29 protein-coding genes and 3 riboswitches are annotated in these 25,763 nt (G+C 62.7%); of the genes, 19 read left to right on the forward strand and 10 right to left on the reverse strand.

From position 1 onward, the window contains the following. Window positions 1–4: 4 nt before the first annotated feature. Window positions 5–1,198, forward strand: coding sequence for a LacI family DNA-binding transcriptional regulator (locus GO014_RS05030; protein WP_179952917.1), 1,194 nt, complete (start codon window positions 5–7; stop codon window positions 1,196–1,198). Window positions 1,199–1,210: 12 nt separating this feature from the next. Here the strand turns inward: GO014_RS05030 and GO014_RS05035 are convergent. After that, window positions 1,211–2,157 (reverse strand): IS630 family transposase gene (locus GO014_RS05035; protein WP_157289817.1). Its coding sequence is split into 2 segments (ribosomal slippage): window positions 1,211–1,821 and window positions 1,821–2,157, totalling 948 coding nucleotides; the frame shifts between segments, so codons are not numbered across the junction. A gap of 198 nt (window positions 2,158–2,355) precedes the next feature. Between GO014_RS05035 and GO014_RS05040 the strand changes: the two genes are divergently transcribed. After that, window positions 2,356–3,327: a Gfo/Idh/MocA family oxidoreductase gene (locus GO014_RS05040; RefSeq protein ID WP_157289330.1), complete on the forward strand. Its 972-nt coding sequence runs from the start codon at window positions 2,356–2,358 to the stop codon at window positions 3,325–3,327. A 9-nt stretch (window positions 3,328–3,336) separates the two neighbouring features. Beyond that, window positions 3,337–4,023 (forward strand): SDR family NAD(P)-dependent oxidoreductase, encoded by a 687-nt coding sequence (locus GO014_RS05045; RefSeq protein WP_157289331.1) that lies wholly within the window; start codon window positions 3,337–3,339, stop codon window positions 4,021–4,023. Window positions 4,024–4,379: 356 nt separating this feature from the next. Here the strand turns inward: GO014_RS05045 and GO014_RS05050 are convergent, their stop codons facing one another. Beyond that, the gene (locus tag GO014_RS05050; protein WP_246204375.1) at window positions 4,380–5,186 is read right to left on the reverse strand and encodes an HdeD family acid-resistance protein; all 807 of its coding nucleotides are present in this window, start codon (window positions 5,184–5,186) and stop codon (window positions 4,380–4,382) included. Window positions 5,187–5,221: 35 nt separating this feature from the next. Continuing rightward, on the reverse strand, window positions 5,222–5,479 hold the full coding sequence (locus GO014_RS19500) for a BON domain-containing protein (protein WP_342669901.1): 258 nt from the start codon (window positions 5,477–5,479) through the stop codon (window positions 5,222–5,224). Between GO014_RS19500 and GO014_RS05060 the strand changes: the two genes are divergently transcribed. The 5 genes from GO014_RS05060 to ribH all read left to right on the forward strand — a co-directional run bounded on the left by GO014_RS05060 (window position 5,393) and on the right by ribH (window position 10,860). After that, the gene (locus GO014_RS05060) at window positions 5,393–7,216 is read left to right on the forward strand and encodes a response regulator (RefSeq protein WP_246204376.1); all 1,824 of its coding nucleotides are present in this window, start codon (window positions 5,393–5,395) and stop codon (window positions 7,214–7,216) included. The genes GO014_RS19500 and GO014_RS05060 overlap by 87 nt on opposite strands. Window positions 7,217–7,350: 134 nt before the next feature. Further along, window positions 7,351–7,500, forward strand: a riboswitch (FMN riboswitch). A gap of 89 nt (window positions 7,501–7,589) precedes the next feature. After that, window positions 7,590–8,639: a bifunctional diaminohydroxyphosphoribosylaminopyrimidine deaminase/5-amino-6-(5-phosphoribosylamino)uracil reductase RibD gene (gene ribD / locus GO014_RS05065; RefSeq protein WP_157289334.1), complete on the forward strand. Its 1,050-nt coding sequence runs from the start codon at window positions 7,590–7,592 to the stop codon at window positions 8,637–8,639. Window positions 8,640–8,658: 19 nt separating this feature from the next. After that, window positions 8,659–9,228: a riboflavin synthase gene (locus GO014_RS05070; protein WP_210252409.1), complete on the forward strand. Its 570-nt coding sequence runs from the start codon at window positions 8,659–8,661 to the stop codon at window positions 9,226–9,228. Beyond that, on the forward strand, window positions 9,204–10,424 hold the full coding sequence (gene ribB / locus GO014_RS05075) for a 3,4-dihydroxy-2-butanone-4-phosphate synthase (RefSeq protein ID WP_157289336.1): 1,221 nt from the start codon (window positions 9,204–9,206) through the stop codon (window positions 10,422–10,424). Before GO014_RS05070 ends, ribB begins: the two co-directional genes overlap by 25 nt. Next, window positions 10,417–10,860 carry a 6,7-dimethyl-8-ribityllumazine synthase gene (ribH, locus tag GO014_RS05080; protein ID WP_157289337.1) on the forward strand — a complete coding sequence of 148 codons (444 nt, stop codon included), beginning with the start codon at window positions 10,417–10,419 and terminating at the stop codon, window positions 10,858–10,860. Before ribB ends, ribH begins: the two co-directional genes overlap by 8 nt. A 537-nt stretch (window positions 10,861–11,397) precedes the next feature. Here the strand turns inward: ribH and queF are convergent. From queF to bluB, 3 genes are all read right to left on the reverse strand, one after another. Continuing rightward, a complete protein-coding gene (queF, locus tag GO014_RS05085; protein WP_067458719.1) occupies window positions 11,398–11,859 on the reverse strand; it encodes a preQ(1) synthase in 462 nt (153 codons plus the stop codon). Beyond that, on the reverse strand, window positions 11,856–12,437 hold the full coding sequence (locus GO014_RS05090; protein ID WP_067458722.1) for a VUT family protein: 582 nt from the start codon (window positions 12,435–12,437) through the stop codon (window positions 11,856–11,858). Before GO014_RS05090 ends, queF begins: the two co-directional genes overlap by 4 nt. A gap of 281 nt (window positions 12,438–12,718) precedes the next feature. Next, entirely contained in the window at window positions 12,719–13,423 is a 705-nt protein-coding gene (gene bluB, locus GO014_RS05095; protein ID WP_157289338.1) for a 5,6-dimethylbenzimidazole synthase, read from the reverse strand. Between the two features lie 45 nt (window positions 13,424–13,468). Then, window positions 13,469–13,647: riboswitch (cobalamin riboswitch) on the reverse strand. A 68-nt stretch (window positions 13,648–13,715) separates the two neighbouring features. After that, window positions 13,716–13,830, forward strand: a riboswitch (TPP riboswitch). Window positions 13,831–13,893: 63 nt separating this feature from the next. Between bluB and thiC the strand changes: the two genes are divergently transcribed. The 11 genes from thiC (at window position 13,894) to GO014_RS19610 (ending at window position 22,177) form a co-directional block, all read left to right on the forward strand. Beyond that, window positions 13,894–15,708, forward strand: coding sequence for a phosphomethylpyrimidine synthase ThiC (thiC, locus tag GO014_RS05100; protein WP_343030841.1), 1,815 nt, complete (start codon window positions 13,894–13,896; stop codon window positions 15,706–15,708). Between the two features lie 10 nt (window positions 15,709–15,718). Next, entirely contained in the window at window positions 15,719–16,714 is a 996-nt protein-coding gene (locus tag GO014_RS05105; RefSeq protein WP_157289819.1) for an FAD-dependent oxidoreductase, read from the forward strand. Further along, window positions 16,698–16,895 (forward strand): sulfur carrier protein ThiS, encoded by a 198-nt coding sequence (gene thiS / locus GO014_RS05110; protein WP_157289339.1) that lies wholly within the window; start codon window positions 16,698–16,700, stop codon window positions 16,893–16,895. Before GO014_RS05105 ends, thiS begins: the two co-directional genes overlap by 17 nt. 3 nt (window positions 16,896–16,898) lie before the next feature. Next, window positions 16,899–17,669, forward strand: a complete 771-nt coding sequence (locus GO014_RS05115; protein ID WP_157289340.1) for a thiazole synthase — start codon at window positions 16,899–16,901, stop codon at window positions 17,667–17,669. Beyond that, on the forward strand, window positions 17,666–18,265 hold the full coding sequence (locus tag GO014_RS05120) for a thiamine phosphate synthase (RefSeq protein ID WP_157289341.1): 600 nt from the start codon (window positions 17,666–17,668) through the stop codon (window positions 18,263–18,265). The genes GO014_RS05115 and GO014_RS05120 overlap by 4 nt, the downstream gene beginning before the upstream one ends. A gap of 1 nt (window position 18,266) precedes the next feature. After that, entirely contained in the window at window positions 18,267–19,244 is a 978-nt protein-coding gene (locus GO014_RS05125; protein ID WP_157289342.1) for a HesA/MoeB/ThiF family protein, read from the forward strand. Next, window positions 19,241–20,101 (forward strand): bifunctional hydroxymethylpyrimidine kinase/phosphomethylpyrimidine kinase, encoded by an 861-nt coding sequence (gene thiD, locus GO014_RS05130; RefSeq protein WP_343030777.1) that lies wholly within the window; start codon window positions 19,241–19,243, stop codon window positions 20,099–20,101. The genes GO014_RS05125 and thiD overlap by 4 nt, the downstream gene beginning before the upstream one ends. Window positions 20,102–20,160: 59 nt before the next feature. Further along, a complete protein-coding gene (queC, locus tag GO014_RS05135; RefSeq protein WP_157289343.1) occupies window positions 20,161–20,859 on the forward strand; it encodes a 7-cyano-7-deazaguanine synthase QueC in 699 nt (232 codons plus the stop codon). Next, on the forward strand, window positions 20,856–21,215 hold the full coding sequence (gene queD, locus GO014_RS05140) for a 6-carboxytetrahydropterin synthase QueD (RefSeq protein WP_157289344.1): 360 nt from the start codon (window positions 20,856–20,858) through the stop codon (window positions 21,213–21,215). The genes queC and queD overlap by 4 nt, the downstream gene beginning before the upstream one ends. Continuing rightward, the gene (queE, locus tag GO014_RS05145; protein ID WP_157289821.1) at window positions 21,194–21,949 is read left to right on the forward strand and encodes a 7-carboxy-7-deazaguanine synthase QueE; all 756 of its coding nucleotides are present in this window, start codon (window positions 21,194–21,196) and stop codon (window positions 21,947–21,949) included. The genes queD and queE overlap by 22 nt, the downstream gene beginning before the upstream one ends. 72 nt (window positions 21,950–22,021) lie before the next feature. After that, window positions 22,022–22,177 carry a 3-methyl-2-oxobutanoate hydroxymethyltransferase gene (locus GO014_RS19610; protein ID WP_082903549.1) on the forward strand — a complete coding sequence of 52 codons (156 nt, stop codon included), beginning with the start codon at window positions 22,022–22,024 and terminating at the stop codon, window positions 22,175–22,177. An 80-nt stretch (window positions 22,178–22,257) separates the two neighbouring features. Here GO014_RS19610 and GO014_RS05155 read toward each other — a convergent pair whose 3' ends face one another. The 4 genes from GO014_RS05155 to GO014_RS05170 form a co-directional block, all read right to left on the reverse strand. Next, entirely contained in the window at window positions 22,258–22,485 is a 228-nt protein-coding gene (locus GO014_RS05155) for a hypothetical protein (RefSeq protein ID WP_157289345.1), read from the reverse strand. After that, entirely contained in the window at window positions 22,472–23,674 is a 1,203-nt protein-coding gene (locus GO014_RS05160) for an IS91 family transposase (protein ID WP_425482054.1), read from the reverse strand. The genes GO014_RS05155 and GO014_RS05160 overlap by 14 nt, the downstream gene beginning before the upstream one ends. 4 nt (window positions 23,675–23,678) lie before the next feature. Then, window positions 23,679–24,584, reverse strand: a complete 906-nt coding sequence (locus GO014_RS05165; RefSeq protein ID WP_157289346.1) for a tyrosine-type recombinase/integrase — start codon at window positions 24,582–24,584, stop codon at window positions 23,679–23,681. Window positions 24,585–24,932: 348 nt separating this feature from the next. Then, a complete protein-coding gene (locus tag GO014_RS05170; RefSeq protein ID WP_157289347.1) occupies window positions 24,933–25,718 on the reverse strand; it encodes an SDR family NAD(P)-dependent oxidoreductase in 786 nt (261 codons plus the stop codon). Between the last annotated feature and the right edge of the window lie 45 nt (window positions 25,719–25,763).

The following is a 25,763-nucleotide window of genomic DNA, read 5'->3' on the forward strand; positions in this document are numbered from 1 at the left end:
CGAAATGGTCAACCGCTTCTGCGTTGTCATCGGCAGTTCGGCAGATTCCGGCGAGATTGACGCCGAACGACGAAGCGATTGGTCTGGAAACCGATTTCTTGGCCCTTGCGCGCGCGGCTTTAGAACCATAGTGATCAATCTCGACGCGGAGAACATCATGCCCTCCACCAAGCTGGCGAATTCCGAAGCCAAGATTGTCAAATTGAAGGACGTCGCGCTACGCGCCGGATGTTCGCTGGCGACAGCATCTCGAGCCTTGAACGGAAACCCGACGGTAGGGGAAGTTGAACGCGAGCGCGTGCTGGCAGCAGCGGCGCAGCTCGGTTACGTGCCAAACAATTCTGCCCGCGCGCTCCGTGCTCAGACAAAGCACCTCGTAGGGGTAATCATCCCCACCCTCGACCACGCCATTTACGCCAAGATGGTCGACGGCCTTCAAGACCGCCTCGCGCAGGCGGGGACGTCCGTCATCATCAACACTTCGGGATACGATTTAGAGCGCGAGCGCAGCCAAGCCCGCCTCTTGGTTGCACGTGGAGTCGAGGCCATCATCCTTGTTGGCGCAGAGCACCAAACGCAGACCGTTGAGACACTTGCGCGCGCAGGTGTGTCTCAGATTTTGACATACACTGACACGCCAGGCGATGCGAGCGGTGCGGTTGGTTTTGACAACTATGCATCAGGCATATCGGCCGCGAAGTATCTGCTCGAATTGGGACACCGCCGCTTCGGCATGATCGCCGGTCTCACTCAGCACAACGACCGAGCCCGGCTCCGCCGCGACGGCTATCTCGATGCAATCATGGAGGCTGGGATTAGCCGCGATAATGTCGTTGTTCTGGAAGCCCCCTATTCGATAGATGCTGGCGGCGCAGCCATGCGCTCGCTTATGCAGACGCACCCCCGCCCAACCGCCGTGTTCTGCGGCAGCGATATTTTGGCGGTAGGTGCAGTCAAGTACTGCGGGCCCGCGGGAATAAGCGTTCCCAAAGATGTATCGATCATCGGTTTCGACAATCTCGAAATCGCGCATGTCGTTGAGCCGGAACTCACCACCATCGACGTGCCCGCTAGGGAGATGGGCCAGATGGCCGCCGAGGCCCTCATCGAATTCAAGAAATCGGGCGAAAAAGGCATCGTCAAAACGCTGCAGACACGCCTGCTTATCAGACAGAGCACAGGCCCAGCGCCCGACTAGAGCGGAATCCTATCAGTCTGCATCGTATCCAGCGGCAGCGAAGTAGTTGGCGCATTCTTTTGGCGTGAAGGTTTCAACCAGATTTCCAATCCTGTTCCAGAGTGCATCGACGGTTCGCTCGGCGGCTTTGCGCAGCATGGCCTTGAGTTTGGAAAAGGCGTTCTCGATCGGATTGAAGTTGGGGCTGTAGGGCGGCAGGAACTTGAGCGATGCGCCGACTGCCTCAATCAATTCGCAGGTTCGTGTCCCCTTGTGGCTGGAAAGATTGTCCATGATGACGATGTCTCCAGGCCGTAGTTCAGGTACGAGAACCTGCTCGACATAGGCTTCAAACGCGATACGGTTGATCGGCCCGTTGAGAACAAAGGGAGAGATCATGCCGCGCAGGGTCAGCGCACCGACGAAGGTGGTTGTGCGCCAGTGACCATGAGGCGTGCCGGCCCGCAGTCGTTCCCCTCGAGGCGCCCGCCCATGAGTGCGAACCATGTTTGTCTTCGCCCATGTTTCATCGATGAACACAAGCCGGGCCGGATCCAGATCAAGCTGGCCCTCAAACCAGTCTTGCCGTTGCCTCAGGATATCGGGTCGGTCCTGCTCGGTTGCATGGAGCGTCTTTTTTTTCGCGTGATGGCGTGGCGCACGAAGAAGCGTTGGATCGTACCGAAACCGAAGCGGTGGCCGCGTTCACCAAGCGCTTGACGCAACTCCTCGATGGTGATGTCGGGCGTTTCCTCCAACAGCGACAGGATCAGCGCCTTGCAGGCATCGATACGCCCCGACCGTCGATCGCCGCCCAGTGCCTTTGGCAGAGGCGCTCCCTGTTCGCGTTCACGCGCCCTCCAGCGGCTCACACTTGCCGCGCTCACCTCAAAACGTTCAGCAGCCTGCCGATGACTGAGCCCGCCAGCTACAGCAGCAAGAACACGCGTCCTGAGATCGAGCGAGAGAGCTTTCGACATGTTCGCCGGCCTCCTCGCCCCGGCAAACACGATGAATCAGAAACCAAATGATTTGGAAACCCGAACCGATTCATTCAGCTCGGGTTCCGCTCTAGGGCGAATCCTCACATGCGACCAATGTCTAAGAAATCGTTTTCTTGACTCCTGCCACTTTTACCTCCAACCCTAGAGCAATCGTTTTCTAGGAGGAGGCAAACGGTGTTGCGAATTGGGATACTGGGAGCATCGCGTATAGTCCCTTGGGCTCTTGCGGAGCCGGCTGCGCGTCGCGACGATATTAGGCTGCTTGCTATAGCAGCAAGAAGGGCTGGATCAGCCCAACCACTTGCCTCTCAGTATGGCATTGAACGCGTCTACGACAGCTACGACGACGTCATTGCCGATCCTGACATTGACCTGATCTACAATCCACTTCCGCCGCACCTGCATGCCGAGTGGTCCATCAAGGCCCTGGACGCAGGGAAGCATGTTCTCTGCGAAAAGCCTTTCGCCATGAATGCGGACGAAGCGCGGCGCATGAACGAGGCCGCGAAGAGGAGTGGCCGGCGAATTATCGAGGCATTTCATGACCGATACCACCCCGTCTTTCTACATCTTCAGCAGCAGGTGAATGCCGGGCGGGTCGGGAAAGTTCGAAACCTCGACGCGATCTTCAATCACACCATTCCGCGCATCGAAGGCGAATTTCGACGGATAGCGTCAATGGGTGGTGGCGCCCTCATGGACCTCGGCTGCTACCCCATACATTGGTGCCGATCCCTCACGGGGGAGGAACCCACGGTGACCGATGTCGATGCGGTCTTGGACCCCGCCGGATACGACGAGGAGGTCGTTGCTACCCTGCGGTTTCCTTCCGACGTCGAAGCCCGCATTGAGTGTAGGATGACCGACGGATGGCAGTATTACGCACGCTTCACCATCGAAGGCGACCGCGGCACGATCATTGCCGAGAATAGCCTTTTGCCCCATCGCGGCCACACGATCATCGAGACCGTCGATGGAATACCTCGTCAATACACGATCGGCGGCGGGACCACCTTTGACTACCAGTTGGCGGCGGTTGTTTCAGCTTTGGCTGAGGGAAGTGCACTGCCTACGGAGGGCACCGATCCGGTAGGGAACATGGCCACCATCGATGCGATCTACGCACAAGCAAGCCTGGCTCGGTAGGAGGGCGACATGGCAATGATTGTTATCACGGGCGCCGAGCAAGGCCTCGGCCTCGAACTCACCCGCCTTTATGCGGAGGAAGGTCACCACGTCGTGGCGGGCTGTCTCAATCCCAATACCCCTGCGATCAGGGCTCTTGGCGAGCAGCATGAACAAATCTCGATTTTCGCTCTCGACGTCACCCGCGACGGTTCGGTGGCGGCATTCGCTGATAGGTTTGACGGAAAGGTCGTCGATGTCTTGATAAACAACGCCGGCGTTCACTTTAGGAAGTGGTCCGTGCCGGAGCGCGTTTCGTTTGAAGATTGGGAGACCACCCTCCGAGTGAACACCCTCGGACCTGCTCGGGTTTCTTTTGCCCTTCGTACCAGTCTTGCCCTGGCAGGGACGAGCAAGCTTGTCACTATCTCGAGCGATTGGGGGTCGGTATCAAACCATCCTGGCACCGCCTACGATTACTGCTCCTCGAAGGCGGCGGTGAATAGCCTAATGCGTGGATTGGCGATGAACTGGTCGTCGCAAGGCGTTTGCGTCCTCATGGTCCATCCCGGTTGGATGCGCACCACCATGGGAGGATCTGACGCACCAATGCTGGCAGGGGAAGCAGCGTTCAAGGTCAAGAGCACGATCGAGAACGCAACCGCCGCCGACAACGGTCGATACTTGAATACCGATGGTGAGAACATGCCGTGGTGATGGAGATGGGCGCGCATCTGCCCGTCGGGTTGTTGAAGCCCCCTGCCCTGCAATCTTCCGCGTCAGCGCCTTAAGCGGGGCCGCTTGCGGTCTGTCAGCTGTTGGTCCCAGACAACTTCAAGCAGACGTTCTACAGATGATGAATGGCGCGACCTGCGCATGGGGTGCAGTCAAGGACCATGCGGACTTTCAGCGATGCGCACAGCGAACTGGCAGTCAGCGCGGTAGCCTGCTGAGCTGTGGCCCATTGATAACTGATGCCATGCGATCACTTGGACGCGAAGATGATTGAAGCCAGGCCGTGAAGGCCTGTGGCGGCATTCAGGCGGCGGCCTGAGCCTGAAGGCCAGGCTGATCTAGATGACGCCGAGCACCAATGCGTGTGCGCCGATCCACCAGGTCAGGACCAGCGCTCCAAGGAAGGGGCTGACAAACAGCAGGCCGCCATACAGAATCGACACGATGGCACCCAGGATCAGCAACCAGCGTCCGTGGCTGGTCTTGAGGCAAATCGCCGTTCCCAGCATCACGGCTCCCGACATCAATGCCCAGGCTGCCATGATGAAGACGAAGGCCAGTATGCTGATATCGGGCCAGATTGCCGCGGCTACGCCGATCGCTATTCCGACCAGGCCGTTGAGGAGAAGCAAGGCCCAGCGCTCTTGCCTGCGGGCGCCGCGAACGGCCTGCGCGATGCTGAGGGCACCGTCCAGGATGGCAAAGGCGGCGAACACGGCCACCAGCGCGAGTATCGTCGCTCCGGGGAGGACAAAGGCACCGATGCCGAAGAGGATGGCGAGCACACCGCGCAGCGCGACGATCCACCAATTGCCTGCAAGCATCAAGTTCCTGGCATCCGACAGAGCCGCGTCGCCCAATTTGAACCAGGTCATTTGACCCTCCACTGGCAGGATTTGTGGATTGAGAGGCGCCGTTCGCGGGACAGCAGGGTTCCGGTCTTCTTCGTGCGGCGCCAACGGCTCTATTCTTCCGGGATGAGGCTCCCGATAAATCCACGCGGGCGGATCGCTGGCAGGAAAGGACTCGTCGCTGGCCTCGTCGATCGGGTCGTTTGCTTCTCCCCGAGTGGTGCCGCGCAGGCCATGCTCACCGTGTTGTGGCGCGCGCCCCGATGATTCTGGTGGGACTGTGGATGAGGACATGATCTTCACCTTTGGGGCGCGCGCCGGCTTCGGCGTCAGGGACTGACCACAATGCGATTGTCGACCTTGACGACGCCCGGCGCACGCCAGGCGGCACGCTCGGCCTCCTGCCGCTCAGCCCAGGATCGGACGGTGCCCTTCAGGGTCCCCACCTGCGCTTGCTGATCCTCGATGATGATCCGCTTGTCGGCGAAACGGTGCGGATGATGGCCGCGTCCATCGGTGCCGAAAGCGCCTATTGCCGGACCGCCAATGAGTTCTTCACGCAAGTCTCTGAATGGGGTCCCAGCCACATTCTGCTCGACCTGGTCATGCCCGGCATCGATGGTGTCGAGGTCATCCAGCGGCTGGCAGAGATGGGCTGCCAGGCGACGCTGATCATTGTCAGTGGCGTCGATCGCCGGGTGCTGGACGCCGCCCAGCGTTCGGCAAAACAGCATGAGCTCCCAATCGCGGGCGCCCTGTCCAAGCCGTTCAGCCGCAGCGCTCTTTCCACGTTGCTCGAGACGGGAAACGCCACGCCAAAGCTCAGACTGGTCATGCCGTCACCCAATTCGACACCGTCCAGCCAAGACCTGGCGCGCGCATTGTCGGAAGGCGAGATCGGCCCGGTTTTTCAGCCCAAGGTGAGATGCAGCGACGGCGGCTTGATCGGCTACGAGGCGCTGGCGCGCTGGACTCGCGGCGACACGCTCGTTTGCGGCCCTGATATATTCGTGCCCCTGGCGGAGCAGACCGGACAGGCCGCCAGGCTCAGCGAATACCGGTTCCTGCACCATGACGGCTATGCTCTCAGCATCATCGACCGCGGATCCGTCATTCGAGACGAGAGTGGCAGGGCGGTGCGGATGGTGGGCAGCATGCTCGATGTCACCCCGCGGCGTGAACTCGAAGGCCGCTTGCGGCAGGCGCAGAAACTCGAAGCCATGGGCCAACTCACAGGCGGTGTCGCGCACGACTTCAATAACCTCCTGACCGTCATACTGGGCAGTGCCGAGCTGCTCTGCGATGCGCTGGAGAGGGGTACGCAGCCGCACCTGCTGGCCGAAATGATCTCGACGGCCGCTCAAAGGGGGGCCGAGCTCACGAGCCGCCTTTTGGCCTTTGGGCGCAAACAGCCCCTGCAACCGCGCCTTCTCGACCTCGGCGACCTGATCGCCGGCATGGAAGCCATGTTGGTACGCACACTGGGCGAGCACATCGATGTCCAGGTCAGCCGGCCGGACGACTTATGGGCGGTCGAAATCGACCCGGCTCTGCTGGAAAGCGCTGTTCTCAACCTGGCCATCAACGCCCGCGACGCCATGGGCGATGGCGGCAGCCTTACGATCAGCATGGCCAACACGACCTTCGACACCATCCAGGCGGTTGCTGCCGATGTCGCGCCCGGGCAGTATGTGGTGCTGACTGTATCCGATACCGGCCACGGCATCGCCCCTGACCTGCTGTCCAAGGTCTTCGAGCCCTTTTTCACCACCAAGGAGATCGGCAAGGGATCGGGTCTGGGGCTGAGCATGGTCTATGGCTTCGTCAAGCAATCAGGCGGGCACATCCGGCTCCGGTCCGAGCTGGGCCACGGAACCTCGATCAGTCTCTATTTCCGCAAGTCCATGCAGGTCCTGACGGCATCGCCCGAGGACTCAGCGCGCCGGGCGCCCGAGGGCGGCAGCGAATTGATCCTGGTTGTCGAGGATGATGCCATGGTCCGCCGTCACGTCTCGGGCCTACTCGGAGGATTGGGCTATCGCGTCCTGGAGGCGACCGCCGCGACCCCGGCCATGGAACTGCTCGCGGCCAATCCCGACGTCACGCTGCTGTTCACCGACATTGTCATGCCCGGTGGCGTCAATGGCGCTGACCTCGCCAAAATGGCGCAGGGCTTGCGGCCCGACCTCAAGGTCCTGTTCACTTCTGGTTATACCGAGAACGCCATCGAATACGACGGCCGCGTCGATCCAGGCATCGAGCTGCTCGGCAAACCCTATAGCCGCGACCGGTTGGCAACCAGCCTGCGCAAGGTCTTGCGATAGCCTGAAATCTGGCGCGGCCGGCCGATGCCGATCGCGCTCAATGGCGAGAGCGATTGCCGGTGCGCCTCGTTTCGTGCGCAGGTTACGCCTTTGTGCCCACTTGATCTGCCCGCCCTGCCTCCTTATTCATGGCGGAGAGTTCTCAGGGCGGGGTGAAATTCCCCACCGGCGGTAATTGTGTCTTTGTGCACATCAGCCCGCGAGCGCCCATCCTTCGGGATGGGGTCAGCAGACCCGGTGTAATTCCGGGGCCGACGGTATAGTCCGGATGGAAGAGAACCAATGATTGTCGAAGCGCGCTTTCCTATCATCGGAGGGCGCGTGCTTGTCGTCATTTGCCCTGGAACTCGTCTGAATTGACGACGAGACGGGCATGAACAAAGACGCAGACATACTCAATCCCGAACTTTCGCCGCAGCTCATCCTGCACGCATTTTCTCGCGCGCTGGAACTGGCGAGGGCACATGAAGGAGCCACGGCGCCCAATCCGCCCGTCGGCTGCCTGTTGCTCGACCCCTATGGGCGGGAACTGGCCAGCGGGGCGCATCGGCGGGCCGGTCTGCCCCATGCCGAGGCCGAGGCCATCGCCCAGACCCATGCCGCTGGCCTGGCCGATAAAGTCCACACCGTCGTGGTGACGCTCGAGCCCTGCAATCACCACGGCCGCACGCCACCCTGTGCCGAGGCCATCCTGGCAACGGGTGCACGACAGGTATGGATCGCATGCCGCGATCCGAACCCCCAAGTGAAGGGGGGCGGCGCCGAACGCCTGCGCGCGGCCGGTCTCAGGGTAAATTTCCTCTCGGAGCTGGACCATCCATCCGCCCATTTCGTGTTGGCCGAGGCGGAACGCCTCATCGCACCGTTCGCAAAGCGCGTCCGGATGGGGTTGCCCTTCATCACGATCAAGCAGGCCATCTCGTCCCTAGGCAGCATGGTGCCCGCGGTCGGACAAAAGACCTTCACCAGCATCGCATCGCTGGAACTGGCACATAGGTTGCGGCGCCGGGCCGACGCCATTCTCACGGGTTCCGGGACGGTGCTAGCGGATGACCCGCTATTCACCGTGCGCCTGATCCCCGACCATCCGGACAAGCATCGCATGCTGGTTCTTCTGGACAGGCGTCGGCGCATTCCTGAGCTCTATATGGACGCTGCCCGACAACGTGGCTTTTCGGTGCATCTGGCCGATGACGTGCATGAAGCGCTGCAAACGATCGGCGCTGCCAAGGGCATGGAGGTGCTGGTCGAAGCCGGCCCGACCGTAACGACGCACATGCTGTCGGCAGGTCTCTGGGACGAGCACGTGCTGATCGAACAGGCCGCCAATGCTGATGGCACCGACCGGGTGACCGTTCGCTGCCAGCCGGCTCCCCAATCTTATTCACAAGGAAAGGAAAGAGATGTTCTCGGGCATCATTGAAAAACTGGCGGGGGTGAGAATGGCCGCGTCCCGCGGCGGGTCGCTGGAAATCGAACTCGACAGCGGCTGGCCGGACCTCGCGCTGGGTGAGAGCATCGCCGTCAATGGCGTGTGCCTGACGGTCACCCAGTTCGATGAAAACGGCCTTGCCCGCTTCTTCATCAGCCCCGAAACCCTGGCGCGCACCAATCTGGGTGGCTTGGCAGTGGGCCAATACGCCAATCTGGAGCGCGCGGTTACCCTCGACACGAGGCTCTCCGGCCATCTGGTGCAGGGCCATGTCGATGGGCTGGCGCAGCTGATCGAGCGGATCGAGGCCGACGGCGCCTATCGGCACGTCTTCCTGCTGCCCTCAGCCTTGGGACGCTATTGCGTCGAAAAGGGCTCCATCGCCCTCAACGGCATCAGCCTCACCATCAATGGCCTCGATGACCGGGACGACGGCATCGCGGTGCTCGTGACCATCATCCCGCACACCTGGGAGCACACCAACTTGAAAACCCTCGCCATCGGCGACGCCCTCAATGTCGAGGTCGACGTCATGGCCAAATATGTGGAGCGGCTATGCCTGCCCTATCTCAAGCCCTGACCCAGTTGCGCAATGGCGGCATGGTGATCCTGGTCGACGACGAAGATCGCGAGAACGAAGGCGACCTGGTCATTGCCGCCGAATTTGCGACGCCGGAGGCGATCAACTTCATGGCCCGTCATGGACGAGGCCTCATCTGCCTGGCGTTGACGGGCGAACAGGTGGACCGGCTCGGCCTACCCCCAATGGTGGCCAACAACCGGGCCCGCCGCTCGACCGCCTTCACCGTTTCCATCGAGGCCGTCGACGGGATCACCACCGGCATTTCCGCGCATGACCGGGCCCGGACGATCCAGGTTGCAGCGGCTCCCGACGTCCGTTCTGGCGACATCGCCTCTCCGGGCCATGTCTTTCCGCTGCGGGCCGCCGACAATGGCGTCCTGGCGCGCGATGGCCATACCGAGGGGGCGATCGACCTCATGCGACTGGCCGGGCTGCGGCCCGCGGGCGTCATCTGCGAGGTCATGCGGGACGATGGCGAAATGGCGCGACGGCCCGATCTCGAGGTCTTTGCCCGGGAGCACAAGCTGCCCATTCTCACTATCAGGGACATTATCGCCCATCGCCTCGCCAATGAAACACTGGTGGACGAAGTGGCGCGGTCCGAACTGCCCACCGAACACTCCCCGCTTCCCCTGGAGGTCCGCGCCTTTCGTAGCCGGCTGGACGGCACCGAGCATCTGGCGCTGCTCCGTAGTCCTTTGGGGCGTACACCGCTGGTGCGCCTGCATTCGGAATGCCTGACCGGGGACGCGCTCGGATCATTTCGATGCGATTGCGGGCCGCAACTGCAGGAGGCCCTGCGCCAGATCGCCACCGGTGACGGCGGCGCCCTGATCTACCTGCGCGGTCAGGAAGGCCGCGGCATTGGGCTTGCCAACAAGATCCGCGCCTATGCCCTGCAGGACCTGGGGCACGACACCGTCGAGGCCAATACCGCGCTGGGTTTTCTCGCCGATGCCCGCGACTACGGCATTGCCGGGCAGATCCTGCACTCGCTCGGTATCGACCGTCTGCGGCTGTTGTCGAACAATCCCGACAAAGCCCTGTCCCTCGAAAAATTCGGCATCCACGTCGCCGAGCGCGTGCCGCTCGAAATCCCGGCCAATCCCTATAACTGGCGCTATCTCGCGACCAAGCGGGACAAATTCGGCCACACCTTCACCCACCAGGACCATGAGAACCAGAATGCCTGAAAACGCACCCCGCCTTGCCATCGTCGTCAGCCAGTTTAACCTGGAGGTCACCCATGGGCTGCGCGATGGCGCACTAGCCTATCTCGCCGAGAATGGTGTTTCGGTCGCGCCGGACAACATCTATTCAGCGCCAGGCGCCTTCGAAATTCCGCTCATCGCCAGGCGGCTCGCGCAGTCCGGCTTCGACGGCGTCATTTGCCTGGGCTGTGTCATCAAGGGCGATACGGCCCATTTCGAATATATCAGTGAGGCCACCGCTCATGGCCTGATGCAGGCCGGGCTCGAAACAGGCAAGCCCATCACCTTCGGCATCCTGACCACCTATACCGACGAGCAGGCCATCCTGCGCAGCCGCAAGGACGAGCACAACAAGGGCCGCGAAGCCGCGGCTGCCTGCCTGGAAGCCCTTCGAGCACTCGACGCGATCGGCGACTAGCCTCTAGTATCGAGCGATGCGGCCCTGCCGTTCTTTAAAGTCGGCAGGGCCTGTTGACGGTTCGTTTTTGGACCATGGCCGTGCCCAGCAAGCGGCGCAGATCTTCTTTTCACGCCCGGCGGCAGATTTCGAGACCGTGCCGGTCCTGCAGACCGTGCAGTCATGGCAGGGGTTTCCCTTCCTAGCGCGTCTCTCGACGCGATTCGGCGTGCCGATCTTTGCGTCGCAGCGGCGTCCAGACCATGAGCATGGGCGAGGCCAAGGCCGGCGGTGGCCGGGGCCTCAGCGACATCATCTACGTCAAGCTGGGCCGCTCGATCATCGGCGAAGCTTTCCGGGCGCAGGCGAACTTGTGTTAGCAAGAGAGCTTTTGACCCCGGAAGGAAGGTCTTTTGCCGTGATGCTGGCCGTTGTCGCCAGTCCGCTCCTAGACGCATTCATCAAGGAGCGGACATTGAGCGAACGGACGTCCTGAGCGGATGGATAGCTCGGGAGCAGTGTCGTCGGTCACAGCTTAGCGCTGAAAAGAGGCAGTTCCTATCCGCGCCCGCGATAGGTCGGCACACCTGTCTCGGGAAGCCAGACATGTTGTGGTACAATGCCAGTCTGCCAGAACACATCGATTGGGATGCCACCACGCGGGTACCAGTACCCTCCGATCCGGAGCCATCGGGGCTCCAGCAGGCTCGTCAGCCGGCGTCCGATCGATACTGTGCAGTCCTCATGGAAGGCGCCGTGGTTGCGGAACGACGTCAGGTAGAGCTTGAGCGATTTGGACTCCACCAGCCAGTCGCCCGGAACATAGTCGATGACCAGATGGGCAAAATCTGGCTGACCTGTCACAGGGCACAGAGAAGTAAACTCCGGCACCGTAAACCGCGCGACATAGTCTGTATCGGCCTGTGGATTGGGCACGCGCTCCAGAATGGCGAGTTCGGGGCTGTCTGCCGCCTTGGTCTCACGACCAAGCTGCGTGACTTGAAGAGAGAAGTCGGTCATGCCAGTGCTCCAGCGAGTTGCCGTTCCTGCCGCTCATCATATGAGCGTAGCCAATAGATGAAGGGAATGGCGACCAGAACCATCAAGCCTTTGCCAACGATCTGCCCCCACATCAGCTCAATACTGCCGAATGCCAGCTGCAGGAAGATCAGGGTGTCGAGAAACAAGCCGACCATGCTCGAGGCGACGACAGCCAGCACCAGGCCTCGGCGCTGCAATGGAGTATAAACACCCAGGTCGGCCAGCTCTGAAACAAGAAACGCAACCACTGAGGCAAACACCAAAGCAGGCGGGGCGACCAGCACCGACAATATAGCCCCAAAGGCAATTGCAGTAATGGTCCAAGCCAGGCCGAGGCGCCGCTGCACCAGATCCCGCAGCACAAAGGCGAGTCCTGCCACCATGACACCGCTCGGCGCCAAAAGTCCCGGAGCGACGGGAATCAAGCATGGGCCATCGGGAGGGCAGACAGTTCCCACATTGCCGATCATCCAGTTGGCGAGTGGAACAGTTAAGGCGAAAGCGGCAAACAGGGCAAGGCCCTCGATCCGCCGCCGCGTATCAAGACGAGATAACATTGAGTTCTCCTGCGGTCAGGCAAAACAGACCTGCGCCGGATTGCGATAGCCGCAGCCAGCACCGGAGTGCAAGAGCCTGCGCCGGGAAAGGGAGATGCTGGTACTGCCAATATGGTGTCTTGAGAGACTCAAGACAGGCGGCGGGGCCTCCCGTCCCTTGTTGTGGCGGTCCTCGGTTACTTGATGAAGGACGAACGGCCTATCATAGCCCGCACTATGCGTTTATGGCCGTTTCCATCATTGACGTTTACTGGGGCTTTAGGAACCACCGGCGACGCTAGTCAGCCACCCTTCGCATTCCAGCGGTTCTCAAAAACCAGGTCCGCCAGCGGGATACGCATCCGCCATCCCTTCTGCTCTAGTTCAGGTGATGCGAAGAAGCTATCGACTCTGCCGACGCAAAGGTAAGCGACCAGCCGGATCGGCTCGGGGATATCCAAGACCACCTTGACCTCGTGCTCCTTGAGGATACTGACCCAGCCGACTCCCAGACCCTCTGCTCTGGCCGCCAGCCAGAGGTTCTGGACGGCACAGACCGTGCTGAACAGGTCCATGTCGGGCATGTGCGTGGCGCCCAAGACGACCGGGCCGCCGCGTGTGCCATCGCAGGTCACGCAGATATTGACCGGCGCGCTGGTGATTCCCTCAAGCTTGAGGGCCCGATAGGCGTCCTGACGATCCTGGGGGAACATCGATGCCGCTTCGTCATTGGCGCGCGCAAAGATTTCGGCAACCCGCCGCTTCTTCTCGGCATCGCGTATCACGAGGAAATTCCAGGGCTGCATGAAGCCCACGGAGGGCGCATGGTGTGCGGCATCCAGGATCCGCATCAGGACCTCGTCGCCCACTGCATCGGGCAGGAACTGGCCGCGCACATCCCGCCGGCTATAGATGGCGCGATAGACCGCTGCGCGCTCGGCGTCGGAAAATGGTCCGCCCGCGGCAAAGTGTGGTTGAAACGCAGGCTGATCGGTGGTGTCCGGCATGACATTGCCCCTGTTGAAAAAAACACAGGAGCTGGGGTCCAGCCAGCTTCAAGAGGTCATCTGGCCGGTCTTCTGACTTGGGATCATCCCCGGCGGACGCCTTCCCGGCTTGCGCCAGTGGCATATGCCCGACAGGTCCCCCGCACAGCGCTGGGCACGTCGCGGATTTCAACCGCGTTCCCGATTCTCCCGCCGAAGCGGGCACCAGACTCGGTGCGTATACCCCCCGAGCCGCGCTGTTGGCAAGGCGGAGTTGACGGGTTGACATTGGCATGACGATGCCGTCTTCTCGCGGACGTCCGAGGGGTGTCCAGGTTCGCAAGAGTCTGGTCTGAGATGGCTGAGAGGCCGAACCCTTTGAACCTGATCCGGGTAATGCCGGCGAAGGGACGGGATCGTATCCGCCACCAGAGCTGCGCCCGGGTTTCCGTTTTCACGAGAAAACATGGAGACCCATCGTGAACAAGACCATCAACGCCGAGGCGCTGAGCGCCAATGGCATATCCACCACACCGCTTTCCGCGTCGCGTAAGATCTATGCGAGCAGCCCGCTCGCCACCGATATCCGCGTGCCCTTTCGCGAGATCGCCATCGACGATCCCAACGCCCCGGCGTTTCGCGTTTACGACACGTCCGGCCCCTATACCGATCCGGCCATCGCCATAGATCTCAAGCGCGGCCTACCGCGCCTGCGCGGAAACTGGATTGCCGAGCGTGGCGACGCGGAACCCTATGCGGGCCGCGCCATCAGGCCCGAAGACGACGGCCATGTATCCCCGGAACGGGCCGTCGCGCATTTCCCCCTCGCCCATCAGCCGCTCCGCGGCAGGGCCGGGCGGCCGGTCACCCAACTGGACTATGCGCGCGCCGGCATCATCACCAAGGAGATGATTTTCGTCGCCGAGCGGGAGAATCTGGGGCGCCAGCAGATGTTGGAGGGCGCCGAGGCTCGCCTCGCCGATGGGAACAGTTTCGGCGCGGCCATTCCGCCTTTCATCACGCCGGAATTCGTGCGCGACGAGATCGCCCGCGGCCGGGCGATCATTCCGGCCAATATCAACCATCCCGAAATCGAGCCGATGGTGATCGGGCGCAATTTCCTGGTCAAGATCAACGCCAATATCGGCAATTCCGCCGTGTCGTCCTCAGTCGAGGAAGAGGTGGAAAAACTGGTCTGGGCCATCCGCTGGGGCGCCGACACGGTCATGGATCTCTCGACCGGCCGCAACATCCACGCCACCCGCGAATGGATCATCCGCAATTCGCCCGTCCCGATCGGCACGGTGCCGATCTACCAGGCGCTCGAAAAGGTCAACGGCAACCCCGCCAAGCTCGATTGGGACGTGTTCTCCGACACGCTCATCGAACAATGCGAGCAGGGTGTCGATTACTTCACCATCCATGCCGGCGTGCGCCTGGCCCATGTGCCGCTGACCGCCAGGCGCGTCACCGGCATTGTCTCGCGCGGCGGCTCCATCATGGCCGGCTGGTGCCTTGCCCACCACAGGGAAAGCTTCCTCTACGAACGCTTCGGCGACATCTGCGATATCATGGCCAGGTATGACGTGTCGTTTTCCCTGGGCGATGGCCTGCGCCCTGGCTCGATTGCCGATGCCAATGACGCAGCGCAGTTCGCCGAGCTCGAAACGCTGGGCGAGCTGACCAGGATCGCCTGGGACAAGGGTTGCCAGGTGATGATCGAAGGGCCGGGGCACGTCCCGATGCACAAGATCAAGGAGAATATGGACAAGCAGCTGCGCGAATGCGGCGAGGCTCCATTCTATACGCTGGGGCCCCTGACCACCGATATTGCGCCGGGCTATGACCACATCACCTCGGCTATCGGCGCCGGCATGATCGGCTGGTTCGGTACGGCCATGCTCTGCTACGTAACGCCCAAGGAACATCTGGGCCTGCCCAATCGCGATGACGTCAAGACCGGCATCATCACCTACAAGATCGCGGCGCATGCGGCCGATCTGGCCAAGGGACATCCGGCGGCGCAGTTGCGTGACGATGCGCTGTCAAAGGCCCGGTTTGAATTCCGCTGGCAAGACCAGTTCAACCTTTCGCTCGACCCCGATACGGCACGCAGCTTCCATGACGAGACCCTGCCCAAGGAGGCGCACAAGACCGCCCATTTCTGTTCGATGTGCGGGCCCAAATTCTGCTCGATGAAGATCACGCAGGATATCCGCGACATGGCCGCCCGCGAGGGTGGCATGGCGGAGAAGTCGCGCGAGTTCCTCGACCAGGGGGGGAAGGTCTATGTCCCGCTCGATTAGCCGCGCTCCCCTGCGGGCAACAGTGATCGGGGCAGGCGTCGCCGGGCTGACGACCGCCCTGACCTTGGCCGAGCGAGGCCTTGCGGTGGAGGTGTTCGACCGCAATGCGGGGCTCGGGCCGGGGAGCTGTTCCTGGCATGCCGGGGGCATGCTTGCGCCGTGGTGCGAAATGGCATCGAGCGAGGCCGTGGTCGGCCGTCTTGGCGCCCAATCCATTGACTGGTGGCGTGAACGCTTCCCCGCCACTGTGTCGAAAGGCACGCTGGTGGTTGCGCCTGGGCGCGACCTGGCGGAACTCGATCGCTTTGCCCAGCCCACCGAGCGGTACCGGTGGCTCAACGAGACCGAGATAGCTTCCCTGGAACCTGACCTGGCCGGTCGTTTCCGCAAAGGCCTCCACTTCCCCGGCGAAGCACATCTCGATCCGCGCCTCGCGCTGGCGGAGCTGGTGGAGCGGTTGGCAGCTCTGAGCGTCGCCATCCGGTTCGACACCGAACTCGAGCCCGCAGCGGCGCGGGGCGATCTGGTCTTTGATTGCCGGGGGCTTGGCGGGCGGATCGACATGCCAGCACTGCGCGGCGTTCGCGGGGAGATGGCGCTGATCCGCTCACGCAGTCTGTCGCTGTCCCGGCCGGTGCGCCTTTTGCATCCACGCCTGCCGATCTATCTGGTTCCGCGCGGCGAAGGCGTCTTCATGCTGGGTGCGACCATGCTCGAAAGCGAGGCACGGGGCCCGGTCAGCGTGCGCTCCATGCTCGACTTGCTGGGGGCTGCCTTCACCCTCCATCCGGCGCTGGGGGAGGCGGAAATTCTCGAGCTTGGGGCAGATCTCCGCCCTGCCCTTCCCGACAATCTTCCCCGGGTGGAGCGAACGGGACGCGTCATTCGCGTCAATGGCCTCTTCCGCCACGGCTTCCTGCTTGCCCCGGCCCTCGCGCGGATTGCCACCGGCGCGGCCTTTGCCCCCCATTTCGACACGGAGCTTCTGCATGCGAATTCGGCTTAACGGCGCCGAGAAGCAGCTTGCCGCCAGCCGCCTCGACGAGGCGCTTGATGCACTGGGCTACAAGGACGCGGTCATCGCCACCGCCGTTAACGGTCGGTTCGTGCCGGCGGCCCGGCGCGCGGACACGCAATTATACGATGGCGACAGTCTCGAAGTGCTCGCCCCTATGCAGGGAGGCTGAGGCATGGAGTTTTATGGTGTCACGCTGTCCTCCCGGCTGCTGCTGGGCACGGCCCGTTATCCCTCGCCCAAAATCCTCGAGGCGGCAGTGCGCGCCTCGGGGGCCGAAATCGTCACTGTGTCGCTCAGGCGCGAAGGCGGCGACCAGCGGGCCGGCCAGGCTTTCTGGTCGCTTATAGGCGAGCTGGGCCTCCGCGTCCTGCCCAATACGGCTGGCTGTCATTCGGTCAAGGAGGCCGTAACCACGGCCCACATGGCTCGCGAACTCTTCGGCACGACCTGGATCAAGCTCGAAGTGATCGGCGAGGCCGATACCCTCCAGCCCGATGTCTTCGGGCTGGTGGAAGCTGCACGTATCCTGGGCGAGGACGGGTTCGAGGTCTTTCCCTACACGACCGAAGACCTGGTCGTGGCCGAACGCCTGCTCGAGGGAGGCTGCCGAGTATTGATGCCCTGGGGCGCCCCGATCGGATCGGCGCGCGGGCTGAACAATCTCTTTGGCTTGCGCGCCCTGCGCGCCCACTTCCCCGATGTACCCCTGGTGATCGATGCCGGTCTCGGCCTGCCCTCGCATGCGGCAGCGGCGATGGAAATGGGCTATGACGCGGTGCTGCTCAATACTGCCGTCGCCGAGGCGGGTGACCCTGTCCGCATGGCCGAAGCCTTTGCCCTCGCCGTGGACGCGGGGCGGCTTGCCCATACCGCATCGCCCCTCGAGCCGCGCGACATGGCGGCGCCTTCGACCCCGGTCCTGGGCAAGGCAGTCCTCGCATGATGCTCGATCGCTTCTATCCCGTCGTGCCCGATGCGGATTGGGTCGAGCGTCTTCTGGCCTCGGGCGCAAAACTGATCCAGCTGCGGATCAAGGATTGTCCCGAACCCGCGCTGCGCGCTGAGATCGAGCAAGCTAGGGCCACATGCATGGCAGCGGGTGCGCAGCTCGTGATCAATGACCATTGGCAGGTGGCCATCGATACCGGGTGCGATTTCGTGCATCTGGGCCAGGAAGACCTCGCCGAGGCCGACATGGGGGCGCTGCGCCGCGCGGGGATACGCTTCGGCATCAGCACCCATGACCATGCCGAATTGGACAGAGCCCTGATTGAGTCCCCTGACTATGTGGCCCTGGGGCCCATCTATCCCACCCAGCTCAAAAAGATGCCCTGGGCGCCGCAGGGGCTGGCGCGGATCGCAGAATGGAAGCGCCTCGTGGGCGCGCGGCCGCTGGTGGCCATTGGCGGGCTGACCGTGGCGCGGGCCGAACTCTGCCTGGCGGCGGGCGCCGATTGCGTTGCGGTCGTTGGAGACATCGTGCGCCACCCCGACCCAGCCGGTCAGGCCGGTGCCTGGCTGGCAGCAACGAGGCTTTGACATGACCGATCGCTACATCCGCCAGATGACGCTGGCCGAAATCGGCGCCGATGGACAGGCGAAGCTGGCCGCTGCCAGCGTCCTCGTGGTTGGCGCCGGGGGCCTTGGTTCGACGGTCCTGCAAATCCTGGCCGGTGCCGGAATCGGCGAAATCGTCATCCTCGACCATGATCGTGTGGACGTCACCAATCTGCATCGGCAGCCGCTCTACGGCATGGACGATATCGGTGCGCCAAAGACGGAGGCGGCGCGAAAGGCGCTGCTTCGAGCCAATCCCGCAATCACCGTAACAGCCAGACCGGAGCGCCTGACGCCACACAATGCCGCCGCGCTCGTCGACAGGGCGACCGTCGTCATCGATGCGGCCGACAATTTCGCAGTGACCTATATCCTGTCCGACCGCTGCCGGGCTGCCGGCAAGCCATTGGTCAGTGCGTCGGTGCTTGGCTTCTCCGGTTATGTCGGCGCCTTTTGCGGCGGTGCGCCAAGTTATCGCGCGGTCTTTCCCGATGCGCCAGCGGTGGCCGGCAGTTGCGCCAGCGTCGGCGTGCTGGGGTCAGCCGTATCGATACTGGGGAGCCTCCAGGCCCATATGGCACTTCACGTGCTGCTCGACCTTAAGCCAGGCATATTAGGCCGGGTTGTCAGCTTCGACGGCCACACCCTGCAATTTGGCGGCTTCAGCTTTGCCGATAGTCCTGAGCCTCTGCACGCCACCCCGTTCATCGGGCTGGCAGACCTCGTGCCCGACGATATTGTCGTCGACCTGCGCGGCGTCGCTGAAGCGCCGACCCTGCCGCGAGCAGATGCGCTTCGTCTGGCCCCAACGGAAATTGACCAACTGGCATCGGCATATGGTGGTGCCCGCATCGTCCTCTGCTGCCGCAGCGGGCAGCGGGCTCTGCGCGCTGCGGGGCGGTTGCAGTCCATGGGCAGGCACAACCTGGCGCTGGTCGCGCTGGAAGGCGATCCGTCGTGATACCCGTTGCTTTGACCATTGCCGGTTCGGATTCGGGCGGCGGCGCCGGAATCCAGGCCGATCTCAAGGTCTTTGCCGCTTTTGACGTCTTCGGGACCAGCGCGATTACAGCGGTGACGGCGCAAAACAGCATGGGCGTGTCTGCGATACACTCGGTCCCTCCAACAGTTGTAGCGTCCCAGATCGAGGCGGCGTTCGCCGATCTGCCGGTGGCGTCTGTCAAGATCGGCATGCTCGGGAATGCCGAGGTCATTGACGCGGTCGCCGAGACCTTGAGCCGGCATGACGCCAACCGGATTGTCCTTGATCCGGTGCTGGTGGCAACCAGCGGCGCGCGCCTGCTCCCGGAGGAGGCTTTGGCCGCACTGGTCACTCTGCTGTTGCCGAGGACCCTCCTGCTCACCCCCAACCTGCCTGAGGCTGCGGCCTTGACTGGCTCGCCACTTGCCATGGACGAGACTGCGAGGATCGTTCAGGCCAGGGCCTTGCTGGCGATGGGGCCCAAGGCTGTGCTGATCAAAGGGGGACACGCTGTGGGACCGCGCAGTACGGACCTGCTCGTCGACGCCGACGGCGTGACACGCTTTTCAGCGCAGCGGCAAGGCGTGGGGGAGATTCATGGCGGGGGCTGCATGTTTTCCTCCGCGGTCGCAGGTGGCCTCGCCAGAGGCTGGCCACTGACCGCCTCGGTCAGCCAAGCCAAAGGCTTTATCTCGAGGGCCATAGCAGCGGCACCAAGCCAGGCCCTCGGCTCCGGTGCCCGGTTATTGCACCCGGCTCGGCGGCCTGGGAGGCGTCTTGGCCACAACGCCGCAGCCCCTTCGAGTTCCATTCACAAGTTGCCATTTCTGGCGTAGAGGGAAGACAGAGCAATCTCCGGTCGCAGCCTTACCCGGTCAAAACAAGGATCAACATTTTGAAAACTCTCGTCATCTGCTCCGGCGGATTGGACTCGGTTTCGCTCGCGCACAAGGTGGCGGCCGAGCAAACTCTCACAGGCCTCGTTTCGTTCGACTACGGACAGCGGCACAGCAAGGAACTCGGCTTTGCCGCGGCCTGCGCACAACGGCTTGGCGTCCCGCACCAGGTCATCGACATCCGTGACATCGGCCGCCAACTCAGCGGTTCCGCGCTCACCGACGATGTTGCCGTTCCCGACGGCCACTATGCCGAAGAATCGATGCGGATCACGGTGGTGCCCAATCGCAACGCCATCATGCTGGCGATAGCCTTCGGTGTCGCTGCGGCGCGACAGGACGAGGCAGTCGGCGTTGCCGTCCACGGCGGCGATCACTTCATCTATCCCGATTGCCGGCCTGATTTCATTGACGCCTTCCAGGCGATGCAGGACCGTGCGCTCGACGGCTATGCCAACGTCCGCCTTTACGCGCCGTTCGTAAACGTGTCCAAGGCCGACATCGTGACCGAGGGCGCACGGCATGCAACGCCCTTCGATCAGACCTGGTCCTGCTACAAGGGCGGGGAGATACATTGCGGACGTTGCGGCACCTGCGTCGAGCGTCGGGAAGCCTTCGACCTGGCCCGGCTGCCGGATCCAACACCCTATGCCGATGCCGACTTCTGGCGTGATGCCGTAGAGGCGAAACGCGCATGACGTTTCGCATCACCAAGGAATTCCATTTCTCGGCATCCCATCAGCTCGCGTCGCTTCCGCCTGACCACCAATGCGCTCGGCTGCATGGGCACAACTACATCGTGGAAGTCGAACTGACCGCCGATGAGCTGAATGAGCATGGCTTCGTGCGCGATTACCAGGACCTGTCAGTCCTCAAACGGCACATCGACGAGGCATTCGACCATCGCCATCTCAACGATGTGCTGGGCCATGATCGGGTCACTGCCGAATATCTCGCCCAATACTTCTATGACTGGTGCAAGCAGCGACTGCCCGAAGCCTCTGCCGTACGCGTCAGCGAGACCGCCAAAACCTGGGCGGAGTACAGGCCGTGAGCGCCGTGGAGCCGCCCGGTATCCGCATCAGTGAGATCTTCGGGCCGACGATTCAGGGCGAAGGCGTATTGATCGGCCAGCCGACCGTGTTCGTGCGAACCGGTGGATGCGACTACCGTTGCGCCTGGTGCGACAGCCTGCATGCCGTAGACAGTCGCTTCCGTGACGACTGGCGGCCAATGTCGATAGAGCAGATCTGGGCACAGGTCCGGGTCCTGTCGGGCGGCGAGCCGCTGATGGTGTCGCTGTCCGGCGGCAATCCCGCGATCCAGCCGCTGGGCGACCTGATCGCACGCGGCCACCAGGACGGCTATCGCTTCGCCCTGGAAACGCAGGGTTCGATGGCCCGGGACTGGTTCTCGATGCTGGACGTCCTGGTGCTGAGCCCCAAGCCGCCGTCAAGCCGGATGAGCGTCGACAGGGCACAATTCGAGGCTTGCCTCGACGCCGCGCAAGGCAAGCCGCTGACGGTGCTCAAGTTGGTGGTTTTCGGCGATGCGGATTATGACTTTGCTCGAGACGTCGCAGCCCGCTATCCGCACCTGCCGACCTATCTCCAGCCGGGCAACCACACGCCGCCCTCGGCCGATGCGGTGGACGGCCCCGTAGACATCGATGGCGTCATGCAGCGCATGGAATGGCTGGTGGACAAGGTTACTCAAGACCGATGGTTCCAGGCGCGGGTATTGCCACAGCTTCACGTGCTGCTCTGGGGCAATAAGCGCGGCGTCTAGGGATTTGCAAACAAGTCTGTCCAAGCATGCGAGGATTCAACGTGTCGGCATACGGGTTCGAGTCGCCTGACCATGCGCGACATACAGGTATTACGCGATGCCAGGAAGCGGATCGCGATGCTCACAGCGTACGACCACGTCATGGCAGGTCTGCTCAGCCAATCCGGCATCGACATGATCTGGGTCGGAATGGCAGCTATCGGGACGTCGCAAACGCGGTCTGAATGACCGCTGTGGTGAAGGGTTTCGGGCGCTGTTTGGCGTACGAAAGCCCCCCATGCAGGAACCCGCGGTCCGCATGCGCCGGGCTATGGGGTTTTCTGATTTGGCGTGGTCGGGCGGCGGCCGTGAGCCGCAGCATATGGCGTGGTGCGCCTGCCTGTTGAATGCCGTTCGAACTGCATCCGGGCATCAACGACGACGGCGTCGGTGAGATTGGCGTGCATGATCATGGTCACTGTGGCGCCTGGCACGAACCATCCCGTCGGCCCACGATGTGGCGCGGCCGTTTGAACGAGCGGATCATGCCGGGTCATGGATGGTCTCCCGGGTTGGAGGTCGCGCGGTCGGCGGGCCCCGCGGCTGGCACCATGCAGCGAAGGTCTCGATGATCATCATGGTGCCGCCGCAGCAGGGACAAGGCGGGCACGGGTCCGGGGCGGCCTCGGCGGCCGGCGGTTCGTCCGGCACCGGTGCCACCCCCAACATGTCCCGGGCCTGGGCGAGACAGTCCTTGCGGGCGGAACCGGCGAGCAGGCCGTAGTGCCGGATGCGGTGGAAGCCGCGCGGCAGGATGTGGATCAGGAAGCGGCGGATGAACTCCTCGGCGGCCAGGGTCATGACCTGCTGCCTTTCGGCGCCGGAGCAGCGATAGTTCTTGTAGCGGAAGGTGACCTCATTGCCGTCGAAGGCGATGAGGCGGCTGTTCGAGATGGCGACCCGGTGGGTATAGCGCGAGAGATAGGCGAGCACCGCCTCAGGCCCGGCAAAGGGCGCTTTGGCATAGACCACCCAGCGCTTCTTGCGGACCGGGGCGATGTGGCGGGCGAAGGCCCGGCGGTCGTTGAGCCCTGCCATCTTGCCGAAGAAGACGAGCTTTCCGGCATTATGCAGATCAAGCAGCCGGGTGAGGAACAGGCGGCGGAACAGCGCGCCGAGCACCCGCACCGGCAGCAGGAAGGCCGGGCGCGACGAGATCCACCGCCCATCCTGTGTGAGGCCGCCACCCGGCACGATCATGTGGATGTGCGGATGGTGGGTCATGGCCGAGCCCCAGCTGTGAAGCACAGCGGTAATGCCGATACGGACGCCCAGGTGCTTTGGGTCGGCTGCGATGGTCAGCATGGTCTCGGACGCCGCCTTGAACAGCAGGTCATAGATCAGCGCCTTGTTGTGGAAGGCGATGTCGGCGACCTGGGCGGGCAGCGTGAAGACCACATGGAAGTACCCGACCGGCAGGAGATTGGCCTCCTGGGCCTCCAACCATGTGCGTGCCGCCGCGCCCTGGCACCGTGGGCAGTGCCGGTTGCGGCAAGAGTTATAGGCGATGCGCTGATACCCGCAGTCGGAACAGGCTTCGACGTGGCCACCCAGAGCGGCGGTGCGACAAGCCTCGATCGCTGACATGACCTTGAGCTGGCTGAGGCTCAGGTGCCCGGCATGGGCCACGCGATAGGCGGGGCCGGCAGCCCGGAAGATATCGGCGACCTCGATGGTATGGCGCACCGGATCAGGCGGGTGGAGGCTTGTCCTCCATCAGGGCCATCAGCCGGTCGAGGGGACTGGCGACCGCCTGGATCGTGCGGGTCGAGACCTTGGTGTAGAGCGCAGTGGTCTCAAGCTTGGAGTGCCCGAGCAGCACCTGGATGACCCGGATGTCGACATCCTGCTCCAAAAGGTGCGTGGCAAAGCTGTGCCGCAAGGTATGCGGGCTGACCTTCTTGCGGATGCCGGCAACCTCGGCCGCTTCCTGCACCGCGCGATGCAATTGCCGTGACGAGATCGGATCTGTGCGCGAGCGCCCCGGAAACAGCCAGCCATGGGGCAGCATCACGCCCCGCTGCTTGCCCTCGCGCCACCACAGGCGCAGCAGCTCCAGCAGCTGGGGCGAGAGCATGGCATTGCGATCCTTGCGCCCTTTGCCCTGTTCGATCCGGATCAGCATGCGGGCGCTGTCGATATCGTCGACCTTGAGGTGGGCGACCTCGGAGACGCGCAAGCCGGCGCCATAGGCGACCCCGAGCGCGGCCTTGTACTTGATGCCCGGCGCCGCCTGGAGCAACCGACCGGCTTCATCGATGCTGAGCACGTCAGGCAGCTGGCGCTGATAGCGGGTGATCACCAGGGCCCGCGACAGATCCCGCCGCTTCAGCGTCACGTCGAACAGGAAGCGCAGAGCCGAGACGGCACCGTTGATCGTGGAGGGGCTGACGCCGTTCTCATGCTGAAAGAGCTGGTAGCGGCGGATATCGTCTGCCGTGGCCACATCAGGGCTCTGCCCTAAGAAGGCGGCAAAGCGCCGGACGTGACGCACATAATCGTGCTGGGTGTGGACGCCCAGGCCGCGCATCAGCATGTCCTGCTGCATGCGTTGGCGGAGCGGCGACACCGGTGAAATGGTGGGTGACGTAACCATGGGGAGTTCCTCTCGTTGAAAGAAACTCCATGGTCCGACTGCAACCTCAGCCGCTCAAAGACCTAAACGATCACGCTGAACCAGCCGCGCACGCCCTCCCGCGGAGCGGGTTCGTGCATGGGGCGCGCATCTGCCCGGCAAGTTATAAAAGCCCCTGCCCTACAATCACCGCGCCAGCGCCTTAGGCGGGGCCGGGTGCCGACGGTCCGGTTTGCGTCGAGCAATTTCGAAAACTGCCACCAATGCATATGGGCCGAGAGCCAGATTGGCAGCATTCCTTAGCCCAGGCCGCAGTTTGCGCAGCGGCCCGTCGGCGACCCAGCTCAAGGCAAAGCCCGCAGGGTTAACTCAAACTGTCTTCAACCATCCACCATCTACGAAATAGGACGATCCCGTCGAATAACTGGCCTTGTCCGAACACAAGAAGACGAAGAAGTTCGCCAACTCTTGTGGGGTTGCGAAGCGCTGCATTCCGCCGGCCTCGTCGGCTACCGCCTGCAGGTGAGACTTGTATCCATCCTCGCCGGCGATTTGCTTGGCTGTTTTGATCCAGTCAGAGGTGAGCACTAGACCCGGATTGACCGCGTTGACGCGGATGTTTTCCTTTACCACTTCATTGGCGAGGGTCTTTGAGAACATTAGCAGCGCCGCTTTGGTGGTGTTGTAGATCGGCTCATACCAAAGCGGCTGCACGGCGCAAATTGAGGCATTGTGTAGGACAACTCCACCACCGCGAACCTTCATCGAAGGAACGACGCCACGTGCTAAACGGACCGCGGCCATGACGTGTAGATCCCAGTAGTACTGCCACTTAGCATCATCAGACTCGGCAATTGTCTCGTTTGATCCGGTACCGGCGTTGTTTATCAGGATGTCCACGCCGCCGAAGTGGCGCATCCCGCCAGCAATAAGATGGTTGCATCCCTCCGCAGTGGCCACGTCGCAGGCAATAGCGATTGCCCCGACACCAAACTGGCTTGTAATGCGCGCTGCCTCCCGCTTGCCGCGCTCGCCGTCCCGGCCTGCAAGCACAACGTTTGCGCCTTCAGCGGCAAGCCCTTCAGCTATGGCGAGGCCGATGCCAACGGTACCTCCGGTAATGATTGCAACCTTGTTCTTAAGACCAAGATCCATCTGTTTCTCCTTGTATGGCCTCTTCCCCAGGCGTTGCCGGAACAA

The sequence above is a fragment of the Devosia marina genome, from assembly GCF_009758415.1.
Taxonomy (GTDB): Bacteria; Pseudomonadota; Alphaproteobacteria; order Rhizobiales; family Devosiaceae; genus Devosia; species Devosia marina.